Below are 25,319 nucleotides of genomic sequence, written 5' to 3'. Positions count from 1 at the left end.
ATGTCACTGAGCCAGCCCCACAGTCGCGCCAGGCTTCCGTCACTTCTGTTGCAGGTGCGGCATGCCCTACCAGCGGCCGTACGCTCCCCACTGATCTGGAACGGCTATGCACTGATCGCGAGCGCCGGACTCACATCGGCCCTCGGGCTTGCGTTCTGGGGGCTGGCGGCCCGCCTCTACTCGCCTGAGCAGGTGGGTATTGGGGCGGCGCTCATTTCCACCATGCTGACGCTTGGTAACATTTCCCAGCTCAACCTCGGTAACTTCCTGAATCGTTACCTGCCCCCCGCCGGACAGAACGCCCTGGGGCTGATACTGGCGGCCTATGCCCTCGCCGGCGGCGGCGCGGCAATCTTCTCTACATTGATCATCTTATTTATCTCGCATCTCGTTTCGGAACTGGGTTTTCTCCGCGACGAACCGCTTTTAATGGCCGCTTTCGTCGTAGCAACGGTCGCCTGGACGCTCTTCGCCCTGCAGGACAGCGTGCTCGCCGGACTGCGACGCTCAACCGTAGTGCCAGTCGAGAACGCGGTCTTTTCTGCCGCCAAGCTGCTGCTGCTCGCGCTCTTGTCCGGTTCCTCCCTGCTCGGCTCTGGCCTTTATGCCGCGTGGGTGTTGCCACTTCCCCTGTTGCTTGCGCTAACCAACTGGCTGATCTTTTTTCGCTTTCTGCCGCAACACAATGCGGAAACCTGCGCGCCCGACCGGCGCGCGCTGATCCGCTACTTCGGCTGGGACTATGCGGGAACTCTCACTTCCATGACGGCCATTGGCGTCGCGCCGCTGATCATACTTCATTACGGCGGCCCGGGTGAGCTGGCCGTCTACTACATCTCCTGGGAAGTCGCCTACGGTCTCTATCTCGTCAGCCGGTCCATGGGAGTATCCCTGCTTGCCGAGGCCGCTTTCGAACGCAGCAGGCTGCACCAGCTGGCCGTCGACGCGCTGATCTACGCGACCGTGCCCCTTCTGGCGGGCGTCGCCCTTCTCCTTCTCGCTGCGCCGCTGCTTTTGTCGCTGCTAGGCGCGCAATATGCGGGAGCGAGCTCCCTGTTGCTGCAGCTTCTCGCCCTGTCTTGCCTGCCATGGAGCCTCGTTACCCTCATGCTTGCCGTAGCGCGGGCAACTGGCCGGACAGAAGTCGTGGCAACCGCGCAGGTCGTGACGCTCGCAATCGTGCTCGGCCTCGGTACGCCGCTCGTGATCGCCGCCGGTGCCGTCGGCATGGCGGCCGCATGGCTGGTCGCGCATTGCTGTGTTGCCCTCGCCCTGCTGGCCTATGTCTCGCTTCGTCTCGGCCCAACGGGCCGATTCGAACTAGGCCTTCGAATCCTGTCGTCGCTAGCGCGGCATTGGCGTAGCATCGCTCCTCGTGAGCGATCCTCGGTGTCGCTCGAAGTCTCTATCGCGCAGTTTTGCGCGGTGACACGGCTTGGCGCCGCCGATCCCCGCACCGTTCGCGAATTCCGCCGTGAGAGCGACGTGCGCACGGGGCTGTTTAAGGCATTGAAGACCGATGGGGAGGGTTTGATCTTCAAATCCTCTACATCCGCCGGAGGGCGGGGGGCTCTTGTGCGGCACATATTGCGGGCGCAGGCCCTGAGGACCGAGCCCTTGCTCGACGATCTCGGCTTCGAGGTTTCAAGGATCGTTGCCTGCCACGTGTCGACGTCGGAGGTTAGCTTGGCGGAGCATGCATGGCCGGGAGAGGACGGGCGCGCCGTACTTTCATCAGGCCGCCTGCATTTCCCTGCCGTTACATGCGCCATCGCTGGCATTGCCGAGATTCACGCGCGCACGGCAATGACACGAACGATCGACAGACAATGGTTGCAGCGTTGGGTCGACGGCGGCGTCGAAGCCGCAAGGAAGGTGCAGTGTTGTTTGTTGGACGATGCGACGCGCGCCAAGGGGCTCGCTCATTTCCTCAAGGAGCAGCGTCAGTTCTGGGCGGGACGGCGGCTGCCGCTTGGGCTCGGCCATGGCGACTTTTGTCCGGGCAATCTCCTTTTTGCGGTAGGGCCGGGTGACACGGACGCTCGGCTGGTTGCAATCGTCGATTGGGAAGCTGCGTCTTGCGACGCTCCCCCCGGGATCGACGCGATGTTCATGCTTCTAACGGCCCGTGCGCTGGGTAGCGGCGAAGAACTGGGTTTCGTTGTGAGGCAAATGCTGCAGAATCCAGAGCTGACACGCCAGGAAGAACTAAGCATGGCTTCGCTGCGGACAGCTATCGAAGTATCCTATGGCTCTCTGCGCCACCACGCAGTCATTCGAGCGCTCTGCGGGCTGGCATGGTGGCGGCACATTGCGGCGAACCTGTCTAAATCATCAAGCTTCGCCAACAAGCCTCTCTGGGTATCCATCAACGTCGATTTGGTCCTTGCCTGCTATATTCAGGACTCCGAGACCGCTGGCGGGCTGTTGTCGGCCGTTACCACCGGTCTCAGAAGCCTGAAGATCCACGGGTCCAGGACCAAGTCGGCACTGCCATAGTGAGTCGCAGCGATGCCCAGGAAAGCGAAAACTGAGCGCCGGAAGGGCACATCAGACAAGCGCAACCGCATTGCCCGCGAGCCAGCACCAGCAATCCCTGAAGAGCCGCCAGCCCCCGCGTTAACCCCGGAACCCACCACGGGCAAGGCAAAACAGCACCGCAGGGTAGCGCCGGCGGCAACGAAACCGAGTGCGGGCCGATCCGCGGCCAAGCCTGCAAAGCGGCCCCGCAAGGGGATGGGTCCGCTTGCCAGACGTATAGAGAAAGCCCAGAAGCAGCTCGACAATGCGGCGCAGCGGCTACGGGAAATCGATAATGGCCTAGCCTTAACCGTCCCCGGTGTCCAAGATGAGGGCCCTGACAAGGCGCCTCCGCCGCCTCGGGGCCGCCGCCGGCGAGGAGCGACGGTCGAAGGTCTCGAGGCGTCGCACCGGCAAGCCCGCGCGGTCATCACCGAAACGCCAGCTGCGGTGGCAGAGAAGACAAGCGCCGACAGGCCCGGCGAGAGGAAGGCGGAAGGAGCCGTGGCAGCCGCGGCCGTTGCCGACCGGACGGATGAGATTCGCGCGTCAGTCTATGAGCTAGTCACCGAGCTCGCGCGCACCCCGCCCGCCGTAGAGTTAGCCGTCGCCGGCGGCGCCACGGAGCGTAGAGCGCTCGAGGCAGTCTCGCGCACTGCCGATGGGGTCGAAAAAGCATACGTCGCGGTAGCATTGGCCTTGCTTGCCGCGGCGATCCTGCTCTGGAAGCTCTCACTGCCGACAATAGACCCGAACCGCATGACGGATCTCGGCCTCGTGTCGATACTGCCGCCGGCCTTTTATCTGTCGCTGGTGCTGCTTTGCACGGGGTTTGCATGGCAGGTGGCCTACCGCCGCGTGGACAGCGTTCTTCCCTATCTCTATCTCGTCGCGCTGATCTTCATCCTGCACGCGACACCCCCGATTCTATATCAGACGCTGCGCTATTCCTGGGCCTGGAAACATCTCGGCATTGTTGACTACATACAAAGGCATGGGACCGTCGATCCGGCAGCCTCTTTCCTTTCGGCCTATCACAACTGGCCGGGGTTGTTCGTCGTCACTGCCTGGCTCGCCGATCTGTTCGATGCACGTCCCATCGACCTTGCTTCCGTCCTCCAGTTTACGCCGGTCGCACTGAATATCGCCCTTTTGGCAGTTTTCCTGTGGCTGCTGGAAAGCTTCACCGAGGACAAGCGTCTGCTGCTGACAGCGGGCTGGTTCTTCGTCGCCGCCAATTGGATCGGCCAGGACTATTTCTCGCCCCAGGGCATAACATTCTTGCTCTATCTGGTTCTGCTCGGTCTCTTTCTCGGGCCGCTGCGTCAGAACGGGTCAAAGGTCGCGAGGCGGCATCCGCGCCAGTTGAGAACCCTTGCGCCGGCTGCTTTCTCAGTAGGACTGAAATCGAAAGAGGTCCGGCAGCTTCCCTGCGCGCTGTTTGCCGCGCTCGCAATGGTGACCATTCTCGCGATTGTTGTTACTCATCAACTGACGCCATTGGTTGTCATTCTGTCGGCCATCATGCTCGTTATGCTCGGATGGATTGCGCCGTCCTACCTTGTGTTCGCGCTGGTCGCTGAAACGCTTTGGCTGCTGTGGGGAGCGGCGCCGTTCGTTTACTCGCAATTGCAGAGCCAGATTGCTTCTTTTTGGGAGCTTTCGGAGGCGACGTCTAAGTTCGCCAATCTTGCTCTCGTCAGTCCCGACCGCGCTTGGGTCGTCTGGGTCGGACGGGTGTTTTCGACGATGATCGTGCTTGTTGCTCTATACGGCGGGCTGCGCCGACTGAAGCGGGGGTACTGGGACCTCACCGCTGCCGCCCTCGTGCTTTCGCCGGCACCATTGCTGGCTGCCGCCTATGGTGGCGAGTCTGTATTCCGCGTCTATCTGTTCTCCCTCCCGTTTCTGGCTTTTTTCACGGCGGCTGCTTTCTTCCCGGCGCCTCAATGCGGCCGGTCCGCTTTTGTGTTTCCGATTCTAGGCGCCGCCTGCATCCTTTCGGCAGTCGGGTTGCTGTTCGCCAATGATGGGAAGGATCGCGAATATCGGTTCACACCCGATGAAGTGGCTGCTTCCGAGTGGCTTTACTCAACTGCGCCGCCAGGCTCCCTGCTGATCGAAGGCGCCCGCAGCTATCCTTCTCAATTCATGAATTACGAGAACTTTTCCTATCTGCCCATCTCAGAAGAGAGTGAGGGGACGAAAGAAAGGATCGCAAGTGACCCTGAGGGGGTGCTGGGTCGCTGGATGCGTGACCCGCGCTGGAAGGACGCTTACGTAATCCTGACCCGCAGCCAGAAGGCCTATCTCGAAGCGGGCGGGTACATGCGCCGGGGGGACTTCGAACGCATCGAGAATGCACTGCTGGTCTCACCGCGCTTCATCGTCGTCCACGCTACTCCGAATGTGAAGGTGTTTACGCTGCTGAAGCCGAAGCAAGGTTTAGCCGAAACTCCGAGCGCCCGCGATTAAGGCGGGCAGGCAGCTCAGTGGCCGTCCGCGAGCGCCTGGCGCGCACGTTCGTAACGAATGCAGCGAAAGTAAATAGCCAGGATGCTAAGACGTAGTAATCCAATGTGACTATTCGACTCTCGTGAGCCGCCACGGTATTCTGGATGTTTTAAAAGAAGTGTGGGAAATGATCTGCCGCTGGTGGGGTTGGCTTTGCCCTCCAGGCAGCTAAGAAGATGTTTGCCAGTTGAAGCACCTTGCTATTACTCAAGCGTGTGCAAAGATGGGCAATTCTGCGTCACACAGACGAAGATCGCACGACACCGCGCACACGATGATTGTGCCGAGCGTGAGCGTGATCATCCCGACTGTCAACGAAGCCGATAACTTGCCGCATGTCTTACCCCGCATCCCGGCGTGGGTGGAAGAGGTGATTCTGGTAGACGGAAGTTCCGATGACGACACGGTTGCCGTGGCGCGGCAGCTCAGGCCCGACATCGTCGTCGTCGAGCAACCGCGGCTTGGCAAAGGCGCGGCACTTGCAGCCGGCTTCGCCGCCGCGCGAGGCGACATCTTGATCACGCTAGACGCCGATGGCTCAGCGGATCCCCGAGAGATGGCAAGCTTTGTCGGCGCTCTCCTTGCCGGGGCCGATTTCGTCAAAGGGTCGCGCTTTCTCCAAGGTGGTGAGACGAGCGACATGGAATGGTACCGGCGGCTAGGGAACTGGGGATTGGTCCATCTTGTTCGCTTGCGCTTCGGCGGCCGCTACAGCGACCTTTGTTACGGCTACAATGCCTTCTGGCGCGACGTGCTGCCCTATCTCGGCGTCGAAATCGCTCCGGGATTTGAGATCGAAACGCAGATGAGCATTCGTGCACTCCAAACAAAGCTGGCTATCGTCGAGCTGCCAAGTCGGGAGCACGCGCGCATCCATGGCGTAAGCAACTTGCGAACCTTCCCCGACGGCTGGCGCGTCCTGAAGACCATCGTCCGGTTGGGGTTCACCTCCGGCGGCAAAGCTGTAGCCGTAATAAGGAAACGTCCGATTTAGCCACGTTGAGATTCCGGTCGTGTTATCGATTGCTGTTATCATCTGCGCTTATTCCAACCAGCGACGCGAGCAGTTGCACGAGGCGATACGCTCCGTCCAAGAACAAGAACATCGTCCCGACCAGGTGGTCGTCGTCATCGATAACAACGAAAGCCTGCTGCACGATACGCGCGAGTTTTTCCCGCACTTCGAGGTCGTCCCGAACGATGGCATGCGGGGGCTTTCCGGCGCACGCAATGCCGGCATCCGCCGAACCTGGACAACTGTGATCGCCTTTCTCGACGACGACGCGATCGCCGAGCCTGCTTGGCTCGGGCGCCTCGCGAGGCATTACAACAATCCCGCAGTGGTCGCTGCCGGTGGTAAGGTCTTGCCGCTCTGGCAAGGTGGCCGGCCTCCGTGGTTTCCGGAGGAGTTCCAGTGGGTAGTGGGGTGCAGCTATCGCGGCCTACCGCAAAGCCTGCACCCTGTACGCAACCCAATAGGCTGCAACATGTCGTTTCGCCGAACGGTTTTCGAGACGATCGGGTTTTTCCGCGAGGGATTCGGACGCACCGACCAAGACGCCGCCGGTGGCGAGGAGACTGACTTGTGCATTCGCACTCGGCAAAGGATGCCCGAGGCCATCATCCTCTATGATCCCGAAGCCGTGGTTCATCATCGCGTGCCGACAGGACGATCGACTTGGGGTTATTTCCGTAAGCGCTGTCTTGCGGAGGGACGGTCGAAAAATGCGCTGGTCGAGTCGCTCGGCGCGGGTGCCGGGCTGTCCGCCGAACACATTTACGTGACACGCACCCTACCGAAAGGTGTGGCGCGGGCGTTGCTCGATGCGGTGCTGCGGCTAGACCCCTGGGGCCTGCCACGTGCCGCTGGGATCCTGGCTGGTCTTACGCTCACCGTGGCGGGGTATGCAATCGCGAAACTGTCCCGGCGCCCGTGGGACCACATGAGCGTGAGAACCTTCCAGCCCATAAAGGTTGTAACGATTGACATAGCCAATCCGCCTTCGTCGATCTCGCTGGTCAGCGAAGGGAAGGGCTCTTATGGGGGGATTTTTTGCCTGGTCCGCTCTGGAGTGCAACCACTGTCGATCGTTGAATTGGAGCATCCGGGCCCAGTCGTCGAGACAGCAGAGGTGCTGTCCGCCCTCGGATCTCTTCGTCCGTTATCTTCCATCTCTTTAGACCGGCCGTGTCATGGGGTCGCCGTGGTCATCGCAACGCGAGACCGGGCTAACAGCCTCAATCGCTGCCTCCTTTCGCTCTTCGACCAAACCCGCCTGCCGGATGAGGTGATCGTAGTAGACAACGCGCCAGCGTCGACGGCGACTGCGGATCTCCTCGCGAGGCAGTATTCCGGACGTGTTCGCCATGTATTAGAACCGATACCGGGGCTCGGTCGCGCCCACAATACGGGTCTTCAACATGTTTCCAGCGACCTCGTGCTCTTCACCGACGATGACGTGGTGCTCGACCGCTACTGGGTCGCGGCGATGTCTGCTCCGATGGAGGAGCACGCGGCGGTAGGCTGCGTGACCGGTCTGATCCTGCCGGCCGAACTCGAAACGCGGGCACAGGTCTGGGCGGAGCGGCATGGCGGCTTCGGCAAGGGTCTCCGACCCCGGACCTACGACCTTGGGGCGAACCGGCCGAAGGGAGCTCTGTTTCCCTTCACTGCGGGGCAATTCGGCTCGGGGGCCAATATGGCCTTCCGTGCCAGTGCCTTGAAGCAAGTTGGCGGTTTCGACTCCGCATTGGGAGCGGGAACGTTGGCGTGTGGCGGCGACGATCTCGCAGCTTTTTTCTCGATCATCAGCGGCGGATTCCAACTTGTCTATCAGCCACAGGGGATTGTTTGGCATCATCATCGGCGGGGAGAGGACGGAATGCGTCGGCAGGCCTATTGCTATGGCGTGGGTCTCGGGGCGTATCTGACGAAGATCCTCCTGGATGATCCGCGTCGATTACTTCGGCTCGCAGCTGCCCTGCCAGCCGGCATCCTTCATATGGCCGGCCCCTTTTCAATCAAAAGGCTTCGGCTGCCATCCGATTATCCCAAACGGCTGGTCTGGATCGAGCGTCTCGGCATCGTTGCAGGCGTGCCCGGCTATCTACGCAGTCTTTCGAAGATGCGACGCGACGACCGGGCACGCAGCATTGCGAGTTCCAGCAATGCGATCGCAAGCAAGGAAACCTGAAGATGCAAGCGATTCCAATCCTGCTCTACCACAGCGTCAGCGAAGACTTCGCGCCGGCGTATCGCCACTGGTCGATACCGCCCGCCGAATTCAAAGCTCAGATGGCCGCGCTGGCAGAATGCGGCTACCGACCGATGACAGTTCAGGAACTCGCTTTGTTGCGGCGAAGTGGCCAGCCATTGTCCCGGAGGACTTGCCTCATAACGTTCGACGATGGGCTGCTGGATTTTTTCGAAGGGGCAATGCCGGTACTGACTTCGCATGGCTTCCGGTCAACGCTTTTCGTAGTCTCCGGATTCGTCGGCAGGACCAGCCGCTGGCTCACTTGCCTTGGAGAAGGCAACCGTCCAATGCTGGATTGGCAGAAATTGCGCGAGTTGCATGGGCTTGGCGTAGAGATCGGCGCGCACACGGTGAGCCATCCAGAGCTCGATATACTTACGCACCAGCAGGCGACACGCGAGATCCAAGACAGCAAATTCGCGCTGGAAGACGGGCTCGGCGACACGGTTGCGACGTTCGCCTATCCTCATGGCTATGCCACCAGAACGATCCGCAGGCTCGCGGAGGAGGCGGGCTATATTGCGGCGTGCCGCGTGGGCAATGCCCTAAGCGCTGATACTGAGGGCCTGTTCGAACTGTCGCGTGTTACGGTTACAAGCGACATCGCGCCCGCAGACCTTATTGACCTCATGGACACATCGAGGCTTCCAGTCGCGCCGCCGGCAGACCGTTTGATCGCTCGAGGGTGGCGAGCAGCACGGCGGGTCCGGGCTTTGCACCGTTCTCTGGCCCGGACCTTTCGAAGCGGCGGACAGGAAAGGGACCCGTGATGCGCCGCTCCCTGCGGATTGGCCTGGCTCGAGCGATCCTCCTACTGAACATGCCGATTCTTCCCGGGGTGTCGGGAGATGTATCGGGCGACGAGTTGCGAACCGGTGCGTTGACAGCAAACTTCCCGGCGGACGAGGCGCAGCCTGCACTCGGACGCACGCTGTCGGAACTGGCCGACCTCTACATTGCACGGCGCATCGACCGGACGACCGTAGAGCGCCATCTTGGCGAGTACCAGCAGATGCTGCGCCAGGCGGGCGCTGATGCGCTCTTAGCGGTTTCAGCACCCTCTCCGCTTGCGGGCACCGTTGCGGACCTACCTGACGGCCGCCTCGCGCTCAATCTTTACGAGCGCGCTATTACCCTCGGGGATTCGGGCGCTTTGATCGGAGTGGGTAATCTGTATTTACGGGGACAATTCCTCGAGGGAGCTCCTGAACCGGAAAGAGCATTCGAGGCGTACGCCAGAGCCGCAGCGCAAGGCAATCTGGAAGGCAAGCTCCGGGTCGCCGAGTTACAAATTCGCGGCGAAGGAACCGAACGCGACATCGTGGCTGGCTTCACAGCGCTGCAGGAGCTGACGCGGGCCGATGATGCGCGTGTGCTACAGGCGCTCGCTGGCCTATGCCTGTCTGGACGTATAGCCGTGCGGTCGGATCTGGCATTGACAGCCTTGGAGAGAGCCGCCGCTATATTCGGCTCCGCCGAGGCTTATTTGCGACTGGGCGATCTCTATTCACGTGGGGAGGATGTGCCAGCAGATTACTTCCTCGCCATCGAACACTACCGGCGGGCAGCGGCGAAAGGCTCCATCGACGCGACCGTGAAAATTGCGGAGATGCAAGCGCGAGGCCAGGGCACGCGGAAAGACGTTATCGGCGCGCTGGCAGAACTTCACGACCTTGGCAGAAGTGGTGAAGCGCGGGCTTTGCTTGCTCTCGGCGATCACTATGGAACGGGCGAGGTCGTGCCGATCGAAGCGAGTTTGGCGAGGAACTACTATGAATCGGCTGCCGGGAAAGGCAGCACGACTGCACTTCTTCGCCTCGGTGACGGCTACCGCAAAGGACTTTTCGGCTCGCGTAACCTCGCGAAGGCCGCAGACTCCTACCGCAAGGCCTGGGAGGCGGGGAATCGCGGTGCGGCCATCGCTCTGGGTGTCCTCGAGGCCTCCGCCGGCCGGAAAAGAATCGCCGCAAACGGAACCGCTCGCCTGCGTCGGGCAGCAAATGAAGGTGTCGATGGAGCCGCCGTCGCCCTCGCCGACGCGATGTTCTACGGCTATGGCACCGCAAGGGATCCGTCCGGGGCTCTTAGTCTTCTCGAAGAGGCGCGAAGCAAGGGTGATCGCCAGGCTTTGCTCGCTTTAGTAGCAGCTTACCGAGACGGCAAGCAGGACGGCAAGGAGCGGCTTGTGCGAAAGGCCCCGAGAAAGGCAAAGGCACTGCTCACGGCATCGATCGAGATGCTGCCTGTGCCGGCAAGGAACGTTCAGCAATTTCTCTTTGCCGCGGCAACAGCGAAAACCAGGGCGTTCGCCGATCTCAACCAGCGTCTGTCGGCCCTTTCTCAGCCGGAACGCAGGCAGATCGTACGTGATTTGCCCAAAGTCAATTCAGGTCTGTTCGCTTACGTCGTGAAGGCCCGTTTGCAAGAGCTGGGGGCTCGCATCGGAAGGATTGATGGGCGATTCAACCGGTCGTTCATCAGAGCCGTTGTAAAATACTGTCGCGCCACCGCTTCCAACCGTCGGTGCAACCGCGGCGCCAGAAATCCCGAGGTTGTCGAAATCGTGTCCTACGCTTTTTGAAAGGTGCCAACCGGCTTTACTATCCACTCCAGAAGCCGTCCGTTTGAAGTGCTACAGCACTCTTCGTGCGTCTGAAACGCACGGCGCTCTGGGAAGGCGATCTTCCCATATGAGCGCCGTTCGTATGATGAAAGAAAGATCATCATATTGCGGCTTCCAGTCGAGTTCCTGCATCGCGACGGTGGGGTTGGCGACGATCGATACCGGATCCCCTGGTCGGCGGGCCCCTTTGCGCACCGGGAAATCGACGCCGGAAACCGCTTTGACCTGATCCAGTACCTCCAGCACCGAGAAGCCACGGCCATAGCCGCAGTTCGCAATGATCGACCTGCCGCCGGCACGCATGCGCTGCACGGCTTTCAAGTGGGCATTTGCGAGGTCCGTGACGTGAATGTAATCGCGAACGCAGGTGCCGTCTGGCGTCGGATAGTCGGTGCCGTACACTTCGATGCCGTTGCGCTTGCCGAGCGCGGCTTCGATCGCGACCTTGATGAGATGGGTGGCACCAGCTGTCGACTGACCGGTGCGGCCATGTGGGTCTGCGCCTGCAACATTGAAATAGCGCAGCGCCGTATAGGTGAAGTCGTATGCGGCCGCGATGTCGCGCAGCATCATTTCGGTCATTAGTTTCGATGTGCCGTAGGGTGACTCGGGGTGCAGCGCTGCGGTCTCGGCCACTGGTCCGGCATTCTCCGGCGTGCCATACACCGCGGCCGTGGAGGAAAATACGAAATACGGCACCTTGCCTTCAAGAGCGGCGGCGATCAGAGCGCACGAACTGACGGTGTTGTTTTCGTAATAGGACAGCGGATCGGCGATCGATTCCGGAACGGTGATCGAGCCGGCGAAATGGACGATTGTATCGATTGCATTTTCGGAGAAGATCATCCGGAGAAGACCACGGTCCGCAATGTCACCTTCGTAAAAACGGGCTGCCGGGCCGACTGCCCAGCGGAACCCGGTCGACAACCGATCGAGCACGACAACCTCTTCACCGGCATCGATGAGCAGGCAGACCATGTGGCTACCAATGTAGCCCGCTCCGCCCGTGACCAGGACCGACATCACTGCCACTCCTATGTGCCATCCGTTGCTTCGCCGGTGATCGCCGGAATTCGTCTCGGCCTACTAGGGCTCACCGGTCCTGGCATCGCGGAAACCGCACTGCCGCGACGCCAGCAGGAAGCACTCGTGAAAACCAGTGCGTTGCGACTCGAACGCCTGCAAATACTCAGAAGTTCGAGCCGGCTCTCGCTCGCGAGGTACTCCGCCCCCGGTTCGGGGGATGCCTGTCGCTCTAAGGCATAATAAAGCCAAAGGAGACGTAAGTTCAAGTTTTCCATATAGTACATTTGGTTGGTTCAGTATGCGTAGATCTAATTAACCCATTAGGGGTAAAACACCGGAACTATTGCTGAGTTGACATCGAGCACGCTGTAACTTTATTCGATGGCTCGCCTAATGCGTTGATTGAAACCGACAGTACGCGCTCGGGTTCCCCAAACCGGGCAAGGAGGCGCGGCTGCTGATGTTAAAAAGACAATAAAGGTAGCCCAAACGGGCTATGTGCTGAAATCTCTAGACTAAAAGTACAAAATGCAGATCACCTATACATACTTCCAACTGGTTTGGATTTATGCTAAATTCTAGCCCTCGTACTAGCTCTTTTTGAGAGCAGTGATAACGCCAACCAGGCCAATTTTTCATATCTATTTGCTTTGGCTTCGCAGGTGCTTTTGATAGGCATTTTTGAACGGTGTTGGGTGCGGTTCAGCCGGTCCTTTCCGTCTCATACTGCCGCGAGAGCGGAGTTTCCAACATGTCAGTGGCTCGACTCAGAGACAGCACCGCGCTCGAACTGCATGCACCGAGCGCAAAGACAGATTTCAATCCGCGTGAGAGCACTACCAAGGTGCATACCCGGACTGTCGTGAAAGAGCCGAAGGTTACGAAGGGGAACAGTGTTGCTTACAAGTTGAGAGATATGCTTTCCCTCGAGGCCGAGCCGGGAATGGCGCAACCACGATCCTGCAGTCGCTCCGAACTTTGGCGGTGCGCGGGACGGTGCAGGTGAAAATCGTCCGTGCCGGCTCGTCACAAGCGCCTGAGCCCCTCCAACATGCCGGACCCGACAAGCTTACCGACGAGACAAGGACGTTGATAAGGCCGACCGGGTTTCGGGAATATGATGGCCGTCGGTGGTTCGGCCGACCCGGTGCTGGCAAGACCCCGGAGCTGAACTTGATGGGCGCGCAGGCGCTGGGAATGGGGCTCGGCACCTTCATTCGACGCTCGGGCGCCGGCCCGGAAATCGTGACGGGACACGACTTCCGCTCCTATTCGCTGGCAATCAAGCTCGCATTGGTTTGCGGGCTGATGGCCGCGGGCGCGCGCGTCAAGGACATCGGGCTGGCGCTGTCTCCGATGGCGTACTTCGCGCAGTTCGCGCTCGACACGCGCTCTGTGGCGATGGTGACCGCTTCGCACAACGAAAACGGCTGGACCGGCTTCAAAATGGGCGTGGCCCGTCCGTTGACCTTTGGGCCGGACGAGATGGCGCAGTTGAGAAGAATCGTGCTGGAAGCCGACTTCGACCTGACCGGCGGCGGAGCCTACGAGTTCGTTCCAGACTTCCGCCGGCGCTATATCGACGATCTGGTCCGCTGCAGGCGCATCGGTCGGAGACTAAAGGTCGTCGCGGCCTGCGGCAACGGCACGGCCGGCGCTTTCGCGCCTGAGGTTTTGGAGCGGATCGGCTGCGAGGTGATCGTGCTCGACTGCGAGCTCGACCATTCCTTTCCTCGCTACAATCCCAATCCCGAGGACCTGAAGATGCTGCGCGCCATTCGCGACAAGGTGCTGGAAAGCGGCGCGGATGTCGGACTGGGCTTCGATGGCGACGGTGACCGCCTCGGGGTCGTCGACAACGAAGGCAGGAAGATCTTCGCCGACAAGGTTGGAGTGATGCTGGCGCGGGATCTTTCCGCCTTGCATCTGGCTTCGACCTTCGTGGTCGACGTCAAATCGACCGGCCTGTTTGCGACCGATCCGGTGCTGCAGGCAAACGGCGCTCACACCGATTATTGGAAGACCGGCCACTCCTACATCAAGCGCAGGGTCGCCGAATTGGGGGCCATTGCGGGATTCGAGAAGTCGGGCCATTTCTTCTTCGCCCCCCCGCTAGGGCGCGGCTACGACGATGGGCTTGCCGCCGCGATCGCCGTTTGCGAGATGCTTGACCGTAATCCGGGCAGCAACTTGGCCGATCTCTACCGGGCACTGCCGGTGACTTGGGCCTCGCCGACGATGTCTCCATACTGCGACGATGAGGTCAAGTACGCCGTCGTCGAGCACACTATAGAGCGGTTCTGGACGATGCGGCAGGAGGGACTGCCGATCGCCGGCCAGAAGATCATCGATCTCACCACCGTCAACGGCGTGCGGGTCACAGTCGAGGACGGCACTTGGGGACTGGTTCGGGCCTCTTCCAACAAGCCGGAACTGGTCGTGGTAGTGGAAAGCCCCGTTTCGGGAGCGCGCCGGCATGCGATGTTCGAGGCTATCGACCGGATACTCCGGGAGCATGCGGAGGTCGGCGCCTATAACCAGAGCCTTTAGCGCGGTGAAGACGATCGCGCGGCATCCCATCCCCCGGAAGGAAGGGCGAGTGCATGGCAGAGCGGATCTCCTGCTTCGTGATGTGTGGAGGCGTCGGCTCGCGGCTTTGGCCGCTGTCGCGCGAGGACTATCCCAAGCAGTTCCACGACCTTGTCGGCCACGGGTCGATGCTCGCCAGCACCGTCCTGCGGTTGGGGGCCAGGGGAGCCGGCGATACGCCTGTCTACGTGATCGCCTCGGAGCGCCATGCCGACCGGGTGAGATCTGACATTGCTGGCATCGAATTGGCGGGCGGGCACCTGATCTTTGAGCCTATCGGGCGAAACACGGCCGCCGCCGTAGCTGTGGCCGCACTCGAGACGATTGCCGTCCACGGTGACGGGCTGGTTCTGACCGTTCCCTCCGACCACGAGATTTCCACCGACGAGCAGTTCTGGGAAACCGTGGAAAGGGGCGTGACTTCCGCTCAAGCGGGAAAGCTCGTTGTCTTCGGCATCTGGCCGGACCGCCCGGAGACCGGCTACGGCTATATCGAGGTAGTCGGCGATGGCGATGTCCGAGATGTCGCCCGCTTCGTCGAGAAGCCCGGTCTCAAGGCTGCCAAAGCCTATATCGCGTCTGGAAAGTTTCTCTGGAATGCCGGCATTTTCCTGTTCCGCGCCACCACCATGCGCTCCGCTTTCCGCAAACACCAGGTCGAGATGTGGGTAAAGACGGAGCGCGCGCTCGCAGCAGCGTTCAGGGATCTGTCGGGCACCTATTTGCCGCTTGGGCTCTATTCGACGATACCGTCTATCTCGATCGACTATGCCATCATGGAGCATGCTAGCGACATCGCGATGGTACCGGCGAGCTTCCAGTGGAGCGATCTCGGTTCCTGGCAGTCTCTGCTCGACATCAGTCGTACGGATGCGAAGGGCAACGTCGTGGCAGGCGACGTTATCGCGATCGACTGCAAGCACTCCTACCTGCGCAGTCAGGGCCGGCTGCTCTCGGTGGTCGGGCTAAGGGACATCGCGATCGTGGCAACGGCCGACGCGACCTTTGTTGCCCCTGTTGCCAAGAGCCAGGACGTCAGACGAATCGTCGAACAACTGGAGAGGAGCGGGCGCCTGGAGGGGAAGTTCACACCCGCGGCCGGCCGCGTGCTGCTGCCCGGCGCCTGGAGGAAGCGCGTCGCCCACTGGCTGTTCGACGAAACGCTGCCGCTGTGGTCGACCGCAGGCGTCGACGAGCGTCACGGCGGTTTCCACGAAGCGCTGAGCTTCGAGGCTATGCCGCTTATGAAGCCGAAGCGCATGCGTACGATGGCCCGCCAGGTCTGTGCCTTTTCAGTGGCGAAGCTGCGCGGGTGGGAAGGTGATGCCGACCGGTTGATCGCACACGGTATCACTTTCATGGAGAAGGGGCGTACGAAACGCGGCGGTTGGGCGCGGATGCTCCACGTAGACGGCACGGTCGCCGACGCTTGTGAGGACGCTTTTGATCACGCGTGCGTGATGCTTATGCTCGCCTACGCTCATCAGGCCGGCAATTCCGATGCGCTACGGCTCGGCCAGGAGACATTTGCATTCTTGGACTCGCATCTGGAGGATGAACGACTGACCGGCTTCTCGGAAACCTCGCAGGGGAGCGGGCAGCGACGGCGCAGTAACTCGCACATGCATTTGCTTGAAGCCTTCCTGGCTTGGTACGCGGCAACCGGAGAGCGGAGCTATTTGCGGCGTGCTGCCGGTATCATCGATCTTTTCCGCAGCCATTTTTTCGATGCGGAAAACTGGACGGTCGGCGAATATTTCGACGAAGCTTGGAAGCCTGCCCGCGGCGAGAAGGGCGAGTGGACCGAGCCCGGCCATCACTTCGAGTGGGCTTCGCTGTTGGTTGATTTCGCAGCGGAGAGTGGGCAGGCCGATCTGACTACCTTTGCCCGCAAGCTCTACGCCTCCGCGGTCGCCAACGGGCTCAATCGCTCGACCGGGCTCGCCTATGGCGCGGTGTCGCGCTCGGGCCTTCCGCTCGACCTCGTCTCTCGCAGCTGGCCGCAGGCCGAGGCAATCAAGGCCGCGCTCGGGCTGGAAGGCACCGGTGGACCGGGTCTTAAGCCCGAAATCGAGTCTCGGGTGGCCCGCCTGTTTCACTGGCACATCGACCCGGCGCCCCTCGGCATGTGGATTGATCGCATTGATGAAAACGGCAGGGCACTCGCGACCGAGGTGCCGGCCTCAATTTTCTACCATCTCGTCACCGCGCTCATGCTGTACCTCGACAAGACGGAAGGCGCCGAGCCGGTCGACCAATTGCCTGCATCTCCCGATCGCAGTCCCACGGAGGCGGGTCGCTATTCCGCAAAATAGTCGTGGCCACCGGCCCAGCGAGAGCTGCCAAAAATCTGAGTGTGCGCATTGAAGTCCAACCAACGGTGTGTTCGCCCCAATTGCGCCCGTCGTATCAAGCGGGCGCCGACTCGCCTCCAGACTCTTCGCTCCCGTTGGGGGCGGCACGCAGCACATCCGCGGAGCGATTCAGGTAACGCACGGGACTTCAACGGGTTCAAAAAAAGGGCTGCTTTCGGATCTGAACCCGCTCATCAAATTGATTTATAAGCAGCCGAGAACCCAGAAGTGACTACGTCTTTCAGCGGTGAGGGTAGCGTGAGTGAGGCATATAACCATCGAAGGGTGATGTTTCGCTAGCGCCCACAAAAGAGGAGAATGGAGGAATCTAAGAAACGCAAAAAACAGAACGAGGACGTCCGGCAAAAAATATCGCCTCCATGGGGACGATCATGGTGGAAGGGCAACTATCCCGGTCATGGTAACCCCAATGGCCTTCGTCACGGCTCCGGTCCGAGCGGCAGCCTGGGCGGCATTGGCGGGCTCATGTGTCTGCGGGCGACCGCAATCATGACGCCGGACGGCGAAGTCGGAATTGAGCACCTGAGGATCGGCAACCTCGTCGAGACGGTGCACGGCGAGGCCGTGCCGATCGGGCGCCGTGTCTACCCCGTAGGCGAGAAGTTATCGGCCGAGCATCAAGATTGTGATCCACGTCGGTGTCTCCGACTCCGATGTGGACACAGGGCCCGGAGCACTGCCCACCTCCGCGTTTCTCCGGCAGCTCTGGGGCTTCCGAGGAAGCGGCAGGCAAAATGGTATTCTTCGACCAATTCCGCTTTGAGCTCGGGCTTTTGGGGCATCGTCGCCCTAGCCCACGCGCGTCGAGGGGAGGATGATCGGTCATGGACTGGGTTTCCCAGATTAAGGCAATTACGGACGAGGAACTGCTCGAATACTGCGTTCTGGCGGTTGGCGTATGCGCGAGCGACGAGGCGATGGATCCGTCGCTGCCGGACTATTGGAATGAGATCTTGAAAGAGGTCTTTGTGCGCGGGTGGGCTGGCACAAAGGAGACGGTCATCCGCGATACCCTTCGCGAGCTGGAGAGCCTAAGGGATGAGCGGGTGCTTCATTAAGGACTCACCAGCAAAGCCGGCTCAGCGGGAATTCGTCACATCCGTCATCTGCGGAGGACGGATCCGCCGGCGGTGAACCTGAAGAAGAAGGGGCCGTCTTTGTCGAGCCTGTGCTGGTCGCTGCGGCCGAGAGCCGCGCCACCGAGAACCGCAGCAGAAAACCAGAGCAGATCTTGCAAGTTCACTTCCTCGACCGACACGTAGCTGCGCCCGCTTCGGGAGAGAGGCTGGCCGGTCAGAACACCGATCATGAAGGGAAGTGCTAGGACCACGAGGAATATCCGTGCGGCATGGATCAACGAAATCATCCGCTCGTCCCCTCCTCGCTCGGCTCCTAGCGTGACCATCTCCACGAGGCCACCGGGCATGCCGGCAAAGAATGCTGTCGGCTGGTCAAATCCGGCAATCTATCTGAAGTAGAGGTAGGAAATCCCGCCCGCTGCACCGATGAAGACAGCCATGCCCGCCAGTGCTATCAACCAAGACGGTGCGTGCGCAAAGACTGCGGGAGAGAAGAATGTGCCAAGCATCGCGCCGATAGCAGCCGTCATTGCGGCCGCGCGACTGGCGGCATGGCGATAGGGAGCCGCATCAGCGCTGCCAAGCCATTAGCGATCATTGCTCCGAGCAGCCAAGCGAGGGGCATGTGGAAATGCCACATGACCCAGCCGCCGAAAGTTCCGACAAACATCGTCAGAGCAAACTTCCCAGTCGCGTTATGCTCCAGTCGTATCATTGGGTCAGAACACTGCCACGGGGGAAGAGTGCGTCACCGTCGGCGAACCGTCGAAATAAGACCCAACCAGCCGCCGCCATTCCCGGAAATCAGCAGAGTTGCGGAAATCGATCATGTGATTTTCGACTGTCTCCCATTTTACCAGAAGCCGGTAGATATTCGGCGTTTCGACGACTCGGTGGAGGGACACGCCATGGCAACCCTTGGCGCGGAGGAAGAGCGACGCAGCTTTTGCTACGCCCGCCTCGAAGGCGCCTTCCTGTCCTGCCACAACCGCAATTTACGCGGGAGGAAATCAAAGATTGCCTACAGCGCCGCGCGTCTTATCAGACGCGCAAAGGTCGCTGTAGAACTTTGATTTGCTGCATGTCTTTGTCCTTAAATCGAGGTCGATTTAAGGACACATGCCGTAGGCCGAGACTAGGGGGAAGGGCCTGTCTCGATCGTGACCCATCCCGGATCTTCAAGTGTTTTGCTCCTTCCTCGCCGGGGCTCGCCGCTCGATGAGTTGCTGAAAGATCTCCGCCTGCCGCTCGGTCGCAGCGCGGATCGCAACCAGGTGATCGAGCATCCCGCCAAAGGCCACCAGCACCAGCCCGCCGGCAATCGTCGCAAAGGCCCAGGGAAGAACGGCGAGCAGGGTTCTGACATCGGGCGAGGGCAGCAGCATCGTGGCGAGCACGACAAGCGTACCGATGACGATCGCGCCGCCGAGGAATTCGAGAAACTTTCCCATCCGTGGCTCCCCTATCTCGTTGCCCAGTCCGACTCGCTGCACCCTTCTGCCGCATCCGCTGCATGATTCCTCAATCGGACGACAATTCAAAGTGATACTGCATGTCTCCTTAAAGCGACCCCGATTTCGGAGACATGCAGCAATTCAAAGTGCTACAGCGACCTTTGCGCGTCTGATAACGCGCGGCGCTGTAGGGCACCGGGTTTCCGCGCCGATTGGACGCGCTGCACTCATTTAAGGGGGCTTGGCCGCGCCACCCGTTGCACGCTTCTCAGAAAAAACCCGGCCGGGCGCCGGGGAGGGTGAGACGGGTGGCAATAAGAAAACTCAGAATTTTACGCCGACGCCAACCGTAAACTGGTGTTGGTCGAGATCGACATTGACGCCGCCGACATCCTTGTCGCTGAAATCATTGTAGCGATACTCGGCGCGGCCGAACATGCTGTTGGTGAAGGCGTAGTCGATACCGCCGCCGATCGTCCAGCCGTTGAACGTCTCCTTCTCCTTCGGCGCCCCGGCTACGTCGACAAAGCCGCGGGTAACCGCCCAGCCGCCGGTGCCGTAAAGAAGTGCCTTCTCACCAAGTGTATAGCCGACCCGGCCGCGCACAGATCCGGAGACATCCGTTCCGACCTCCGTGCTGGCGCCGAAGACCGTGAAGCTCTTGTCGTTCCAGTTGTAGCTGACGTCCCCCTCGACGCCGACGACCCAGTCGCCCATCTGGTAATTGTATCCGGCGAAGGCGCCGAAAATGCCGCCGTTGAAATCCTCCGAGGCGCTGGCGCCCGGAACGCTGAGATCGCTGTTCAGCCAGCCGCCTCCGCCCTGCAGACCGACATAGCCGCCGGTCCAGACGAAGGTGGGGGTCGTTTCAATGGCGGCCGGGGCCGGTTCCGGGGCTTCGGTGATGTCTGCTGCATAGGCTGGCGCGGCGGCCAGGGCGGCGCCGAACATTGCAACAAGCACGTTTCTGATCATCACAGATGCCTCCTGTTGTCCGAGAACGAGAGTAGCAACTAATCGGGAACAAGTCTGCGAAAAATGGCGCTTTTCGGAATCACGTGCGCCGGCGGGGAAAAAACAGGCCGGTGGACTAAACTCCAGCCGGCCCGCCCGGAAATGATCGCGGAAAAAGGGGAACGTCTCTTTGTTTGGCGACAAGGCCGCGCGGAAGAGACCGATTGCCACCTGATAATGCCTGAACGGGCTTTTACGAGTTGACACCGTGCGAATGAAATTTGACATTATACGCATGACTGCGGCAGCCGAAAAGAGCGCTCCGATCGAGGTGATCGTGGTGGTTCTCCCCGAATCCTCGATCATGTCGCTCGCCTCGGTGCTCGACCCGATGCGGGCAGCAAATCGCGTCGCCGGCCGGCCCGTCTTTCGCTGGCGCCTTCTCTCGGCCGACGGACAGGCTGTGAAGCTGACCTGCGACATCCCGATCCCCGTCGACGGCCGGTTTTCGCTGCCGCTTGCCGGCGACCTTCTCCTGGTCATCGGCGGCTTCAATCTCGACCGGCACGTTGGCAAGCGATTTCTCGCCGCCCTGCAGGAATGCGCCCGTCATTTCGACATCGTCGCCGGTATCGAATCAGGCTGCTGGCTGCTTGGCCGATCGGGACTGCTCAACGACCGCAAGGCGACGGCCCATTGGGAAGAACTCGAGGACTTCAGCCAGGCGTTTCCCGCCTTGACGGTGATCGGCGACCGTTTCGTGACGGATGGCAAATACTGGACCTCGGGCGGCGCATCGCCGACCTTCGACATGATGCTGCACCTGATTACCGAGCGGCTTGGCCCGGCCCTGGCCCTCGATGTCGCGAGCATCTTCGTCTACGACCAGATGCACAGCCCGACCGATATTCAGCCCTTCGTCTCGCTCGGCCGCATCGAGGCGCGCGATCCCGAGCTTGCCGGCGCGATAAGGCTGATGGAGCGCACGCTGGAACGGCCGATGACGGTCGCGGCCCTGGCGCGGCGGCTCGCCATTTCGCAGCGCAAGCTCGAATTGCTTTTTGCAAGGGGGCTGTCGATCAGCCCTGGCGCCTATTATCTGCGCCTGAGATTGCAGGTCGCGCATCGGCTCGTCCGCGACTCCGGCATTCCGATGCGCGATATCGCGCTGCGCTGCGGCTTCGACAGCCTATCGGCCCTCTCGCGCGCCTACCGGCGGGAATATGGGGCGAGCCCATTGAAGATGCGCAGCGCCAATCGTCCGGCGAGCGGTCGATCAGAAGGCGGCTAATGCATGTCGCCCAAAAATGTGCAGCGGGCCCAAAAATGCAGCGGTTTTGGGATGACGACATGCACAAAAACAAAGACCTAAAGCGCGCCGCGGGAATGTGTTTGAACGCGACGCGCTTTAGTTTCGGGCGTGCGGGCCGCCGGATCCGGTGAGCGCGCACGCCTTCTCGAATTCCTTGACCGTTTCAGGCGTATTGTCCTCGGGCAGCACCGCGTCGGCAACTTCCTCGGCCGCCGCCGCCTCGCCCTCGTAGACGAAGGACTGGATGTAGTAGGCGATTTCTCCCTTCCACACCTTGCGACCGTCGATCTGCTGGCAGGCGACCGCAGTTTCGAAATCCGCCTGCAGGTCATCGACGCTGGCCGGGGCGGAGGCGCCACCGGAAGGTGCCACGAGCGAGGCGATCAGCAGGGCTGTGAACATGGCGGCAGGCCTCCCGATGGGTCGACGAGGAAACTGCCGGGTCGTTTCCTCGGTCTCACTTGGTAGAGGGCGAATCTGCTCCGAACGAAAGGGGTATTTTGGCGTCGATGATTTTTGTTGAGCGGTCGATGTGTATAAGCCACAGTCGCGCTCGAGGGCAGCAATCCTGCCACGGGCGCGCTGAAAGAAGAGCCCCTCGCTGGCTGAAGCGAAGGGCTCTGGGTCGTTATTGTACGACCTGAACGACCGTATAAGTCTTCGGATCGACAATGACGCGCTGCTGGTTGACGACAGCATAAGCATAAGCCGGGTTCTCCGGAACGGGCGTCAGGACAACAGTGCGCGGCAACGGTCTACCGACGGCAATCTGTTCCTTGATCATGACCGTGTCGGCGGGGACGGGCTGCTGCTGCACGTAGGTCGTAACCTGCCGCGGCGGTGGGGCGATGACCGCACCGGCAACCAAGCCGACGGCGCCACCCACGGCTGCACCCACCGGGCCGCCAACAATCGCGCCAGTAACAGCACCACCCGCGGCACCGGTTACTGCCCCTTGGTTGCTGTCATTTGCAATAGCGGGCGCGGCAAAGATGCCCGTCGCGATCGCGGTAGCAATGATGATCTTGGCATTCATCTGTCGTACTCCCTTGCTATACGTGGGGTACAACGCCGCGTAATTTGATTTGTTCCTGAACGTGACTTTGAAAACGATGCATGTCCTGGTAGTAACGCAGTGTTACATATATGAAATCTTGTGAATACTAACGGAGGTTGGCGATCCTCAAAGGACTCTAACGGGGAGTTGCCGGCGTTCGCGCGAATTCGACCGTCGGAGCTCCATTTGCCGCCCATTCCGCGACCGCAATCGCCGAGCCGAGCATGAGGACCGGCAGAGCCAACACACCGAAGAACCTGAGCACTTGCAGGCGCCGCGTGCGCCTTCCTTCGCGATCGTTCACCATCTTATTTCGCTGAACCGCATTCGAAGAACAGGTGAAGATGGAAGCAGATAAGCCCCGATCGGTCAGTCCCCTTGGGAACACGCTTGACGTGCTCGACTCGCTTCTCGGTGACCGGTGAGCCTCACGGCCGCCGATGCTCGAAGCAGAAAGCCTCGGCGCGCGGCGTTTTGCTGTTGGCTCCGATTGACGGGAAGGCACGGTTTACTTGGTGGTTTTCGGGATTCCTATCATCTCCAGACCCTTCATCCAGTGCTCCTGATCCTCCGCTTTCACGAACGGCATTCGGTCAAGATGCGCGGGCGTCCATTCGGGGTCCTTGGACAGCCGTAGCGATCGTCGCCATCCTGACTTTTGTCTTCTCCCCGGCTGCTATCTGGAACTTCGTAACCAGTCGCATCGAGCCAGCGCTTCGTCGAGGACGCAGTCCGTGGTCATCGGCGGGAATATTTGGAGCGCCGACGATGTCATAGCGCTGTCGCGCCTACACAGGGAGATGCGCCATGCAAATTGAAACTCCCATCGCCCTTCACGATGTCGACATGCTCAGCGTGGTGTTCGAAGAGTTGTTGCAGGACCATCAAACGTCTCGCGACAGCGCTGCAGCAGAGGGCATCCTCGCACGCCTGATCTTCACCTACGACCTCGGCGTTCGCGATCCCGTGCTGCTGAAGATGTTTGCCGTGCCGTTTCTGCGGCAGCGTTTGACAGGAACGCAGTGACGAGCACTACGAAAAAGCCCCGCACGAGGGCGGGGCAAGTCCGCACCCCGTTGCCTTCAGCGGATGCGGAGACGTAGCCCACAGATGCGAGCTACGCAGAGACGCTATCTACGGTTTGATCAGAGAGGAAGATCTGATTCCGTGATTCCGGTACGCCTCTTCAAAAAAGCTGTGGGCGAGGTTGACGCTTGTTCACGCGGATGCTTCGAAATTTAGCTTTCCCTAAACGTCGAGCGGAGATTGTTGGCGCTGAGATTTCCCGCAAAGCAGCCATGCGCGGACCGGCCGACCCGGGGGATTCAGCCCAGATGTCGCCTTGCCATCAGGCACAAACTTCGACGTCACGATCACATCGGCGGCATTGGCCAAAGCATTCCGGATCTCTTCGGAACGCCTGGTGCAGGTGGTTCGAGCACGCCATAGCGGTGTAGGATTGAGCCCCAGTGACCTCGACAGAGTAAAGCATTAAATTTATTGGGTAGGTGGTGAGCGCGCAGGGATTCGAACCCTGGACCTACTGATTAAAAGTCAGTTGCTCTACCGGCTGAGCTACGCGCTCCCAGGCCCGGCTTGTCAAGCCCGGCGGAAGTGGGCGGACATATGCACGCGAGCTTCGCGCCGGTCAACCGAAAAATTGCGCCGGACCAGGAATCTGGCCCATTCCCGGTGACGGCGCTGCCGAAGACGCGGTGCGGCAAAATGATCGCCGAAAGGTGATTGGTGTCGCAGTACACATGCGGGTAAGAAGGCCACCAACCGTGTGCCGGAGTTCCGAATTTGTCGATTGCCGATATCTCCATCTGGACCGCCGTTCTTGCCGGCGCTCTGTCCTTTCTTTCACCCTGCGTCCTGCCGCTCGTCCCGCCCTATCTCTGCTACATGGCCGGCGTATCGGTCGATCAGTTCCGCGGCGGCGATGCCGCGACGGTCGGCAGCACGCGGCGCGCCGTGCTGTCGGCAGCTCTGTTCTTCACGCTCGGCTTCGCGACGGTCTTCGTGGCGCTCGGGGCAGGGGCCTCCTCGATCGGCCTCCTGCTCAGGCAATATATCGATCTCCTCTCACGCATCGGCGGCATCATCATCATCGTCATGGGGCTGCACTTCCTGGGTGTTTTCCGCATCGGGCTGCTTGCCCGCGAGGCGCGCTTTCACGGCGGCGGCAAGCCGGCGACGCTGTCGGGAGCCTATATCATGGGGCTCGCCTTCGCCTTCGGCTGGACGCCCTGCATCGGCCCAGTGCTCGGCACCATCCTCGGCGTCGCGGCGGCGCGCGAAACGGTCGGCGACGGGGCGATGCTGCTCGCCATCTATTCGCTCGGCCTTGCCGTACCGTTCTGGATCGCCGCCGGCTTTTCCGGCGCATTCATGCGCTTCCTCATGCGTTTCCGCCGGCACCTCGGCCTCGTCGAGAAGCTGATGGGCGCGCTTCTCGTCCTCGCCGGCCTTGCCTTCCTCTTCGGCTTCATCAGCTCGGTTGCGATCTGGTTCCAGCAGACCTTCCCGATCCTGTCGCAAATCGGCTAAGCAAAGCCG

Annotated in this window: 19 protein-coding genes and 1 tRNA gene; 12 read left to right on the top strand and 8 right to left on the bottom strand. The window is 60.8% G+C overall.

What is annotated here, in order from left to right; translation table 11 throughout:
* The 6 genes from CO664_RS08820 (at position 1) to CO664_RS08795 (ending at position 10,872) form a co-directional block, all read left to right on the top strand.
* Positions 1–2,499, top strand: a complete 2,499-nt coding sequence (locus tag CO664_RS08820; protein WP_158254911.1) for a phosphotransferase — start codon at positions 1–3, stop codon at positions 2,497–2,499.
* Between the two features lie 525 nt (positions 2,500–3,024).
* On the top strand, positions 3,025–4,995 hold the full coding sequence (locus tag CO664_RS08815) for a hypothetical protein (RefSeq protein ID WP_141471690.1): 1,971 nt from the start codon (positions 3,025–3,027) through the stop codon (positions 4,993–4,995).
* Positions 4,996–5,221: 226 nt separating this feature from the next.
* Positions 5,222–6,028 (top strand): glycosyltransferase family 2 protein, encoded by an 807-nt coding sequence (locus CO664_RS08810; protein ID WP_234820144.1) that lies wholly within the window; start codon positions 5,222–5,224, stop codon positions 6,026–6,028.
* Positions 6,029–6,047: 19 nt separating this feature from the next.
* Positions 6,048–8,228 (top strand): glycosyltransferase family 2 protein, encoded by a 2,181-nt coding sequence (locus CO664_RS08805; protein ID WP_097538456.1) that lies wholly within the window; start codon positions 6,048–6,050, stop codon positions 8,226–8,228.
* Between the two features lie 2 nt (positions 8,229–8,230).
* On the top strand, positions 8,231–9,061 hold the full coding sequence (locus tag CO664_RS08800) for a polysaccharide deacetylase family protein (RefSeq protein ID WP_097538455.1): 831 nt from the start codon (positions 8,231–8,233) through the stop codon (positions 9,059–9,061).
* On the top strand, positions 9,061–10,872 hold the full coding sequence (locus tag CO664_RS08795; protein ID WP_097538454.1) for a tetratricopeptide repeat protein: 1,812 nt from the start codon (positions 9,061–9,063) through the stop codon (positions 10,870–10,872). The genes CO664_RS08800 and CO664_RS08795 overlap by 1 nt, the downstream gene beginning before the upstream one ends.
* Positions 10,873–10,923: 51 nt before the next feature.
* Here the strand turns inward: CO664_RS08795 and galE are convergent, their stop codons facing one another.
* The gene (galE, locus tag CO664_RS08790; protein ID WP_050988420.1) at positions 10,924–11,937 is read right to left on the bottom strand and encodes a UDP-glucose 4-epimerase GalE; all 1,014 of its coding nucleotides are present in this window, start codon (positions 11,935–11,937) and stop codon (positions 10,924–10,926) included.
* A gap of 1,005 nt (positions 11,938–12,942) precedes the next feature.
* Here galE and CO664_RS08785 point away from each other — a divergent pair.
* The 3 genes from CO664_RS08785 to CO664_RS08775 all read left to right on the top strand — a co-directional run bounded on the left by CO664_RS08785 (position 12,943) and on the right by CO664_RS08775 (position 17,962).
* Positions 12,943–14,490 carry a phosphomannomutase/phosphoglucomutase gene (locus CO664_RS08785; RefSeq protein WP_097538626.1) on the top strand — a complete coding sequence of 516 codons (1,548 nt, stop codon included), beginning with the start codon at positions 12,943–12,945 and terminating at the stop codon, positions 14,488–14,490.
* 53 nt (positions 14,491–14,543) lie between these two features.
* On the top strand, positions 14,544–16,844 hold the full coding sequence (locus tag CO664_RS08780; protein ID WP_097538453.1) for an AGE family epimerase/isomerase: 2,301 nt from the start codon (positions 14,544–14,546) through the stop codon (positions 16,842–16,844).
* An 884-nt stretch (positions 16,845–17,728) separates the two neighbouring features.
* Positions 17,729–17,962, top strand: coding sequence for a hypothetical protein (locus CO664_RS08775; RefSeq protein ID WP_097538452.1), 234 nt, complete (start codon positions 17,729–17,731; stop codon positions 17,960–17,962).
* Positions 17,963–18,006: 44 nt separating this feature from the next.
* On the opposite strand, the gene CO664_RS08770 is transcribed toward CO664_RS08775, so the two are convergent.
* The 4 genes from CO664_RS08770 to CO664_RS08740 all read right to left on the bottom strand — a co-directional run bounded on the left by CO664_RS08770 (position 18,007) and on the right by CO664_RS08740 (position 20,412).
* A complete protein-coding gene (locus tag CO664_RS08770; RefSeq protein ID WP_272939092.1) occupies positions 18,007–18,369 on the bottom strand; it encodes an AbrB family transcriptional regulator in 363 nt (120 codons plus the stop codon).
* A gap of 333 nt (positions 18,370–18,702) precedes the next feature.
* Entirely contained in the window at positions 18,703–18,978 is a 276-nt protein-coding gene (locus CO664_RS08760; protein WP_097538449.1) for an antibiotic biosynthesis monooxygenase family protein, read from the bottom strand.
* Between the two features lie 183 nt (positions 18,979–19,161).
* Positions 19,162–19,434 (bottom strand): hypothetical protein, encoded by a 273-nt coding sequence (locus tag CO664_RS08750; RefSeq protein WP_097538447.1) that lies wholly within the window; start codon positions 19,432–19,434, stop codon positions 19,162–19,164.
* Between the two features lie 327 nt (positions 19,435–19,761).
* Complete coding sequence (locus CO664_RS08740) at positions 19,762–20,412, bottom strand: outer membrane protein (protein ID WP_097538446.1); 651 nt, start codon at positions 20,410–20,412, stop codon at positions 19,762–19,764.
* 253 nt (positions 20,413–20,665) lie between these two features.
* On the opposite strand from CO664_RS08740, the gene CO664_RS08735 reads away from it, so the two are divergent.
* Positions 20,666–21,682 carry a GlxA family transcriptional regulator gene (locus tag CO664_RS08735; RefSeq protein WP_097538445.1) on the top strand — a complete coding sequence of 339 codons (1,017 nt, stop codon included), beginning with the start codon at positions 20,666–20,668 and terminating at the stop codon, positions 21,680–21,682.
* Between the two features lie 117 nt (positions 21,683–21,799).
* Here the strand turns inward: CO664_RS08735 and CO664_RS08730 are convergent, their stop codons facing one another.
* Together CO664_RS08730 and CO664_RS08725 are read right to left on the bottom strand one after the other, a co-directional pair.
* Positions 21,800–22,105: a hypothetical protein gene (locus CO664_RS08730; RefSeq protein WP_037421705.1), complete on the bottom strand. Its 306-nt coding sequence runs from the start codon at positions 22,103–22,105 to the stop codon at positions 21,800–21,802.
* A 226-nt stretch (positions 22,106–22,331) separates the two neighbouring features.
* On the bottom strand, positions 22,332–22,739 hold the full coding sequence (locus tag CO664_RS08725) for a DUF1236 domain-containing protein (RefSeq protein ID WP_037421708.1): 408 nt from the start codon (positions 22,737–22,739) through the stop codon (positions 22,332–22,334).
* An 828-nt stretch (positions 22,740–23,567) separates the two neighbouring features.
* Between CO664_RS08725 and CO664_RS08715 the strand changes: the two genes are divergently transcribed.
* Positions 23,568–23,786 (top strand): hypothetical protein, encoded by a 219-nt coding sequence (locus CO664_RS08715; RefSeq protein WP_037421717.1) that lies wholly within the window; start codon positions 23,568–23,570, stop codon positions 23,784–23,786.
* Between the two features lie 483 nt (positions 23,787–24,269).
* Here CO664_RS08715 and CO664_RS08710 read toward each other — a convergent pair.
* Positions 24,270–24,345 (bottom strand) — tRNA-Lys (locus CO664_RS08710).
* Positions 24,346–24,563: 218 nt separating this feature from the next.
* On the opposite strand from CO664_RS08710, the gene CO664_RS08705 reads away from it, so the two are divergent.
* Complete coding sequence (locus CO664_RS08705) at positions 24,564–25,310, top strand: cytochrome c biogenesis CcdA family protein (protein WP_097538444.1); 747 nt, start codon at positions 24,564–24,566, stop codon at positions 25,308–25,310.
* Positions 25,311–25,319 lie beyond the last annotated feature (9 nt).

It is taken from the genome of Sinorhizobium sp. NG07B, assembly GCF_002532005.1.
Taxonomy (GTDB): Bacteria; Pseudomonadota; Alphaproteobacteria; order Rhizobiales; family Rhizobiaceae; genus Sinorhizobium; species Sinorhizobium fredii_C.
The sequence above is the reverse complement of the archived record's forward strand: the minus strand, read 5'-3'. Positions and strand labels throughout refer to the sequence as shown.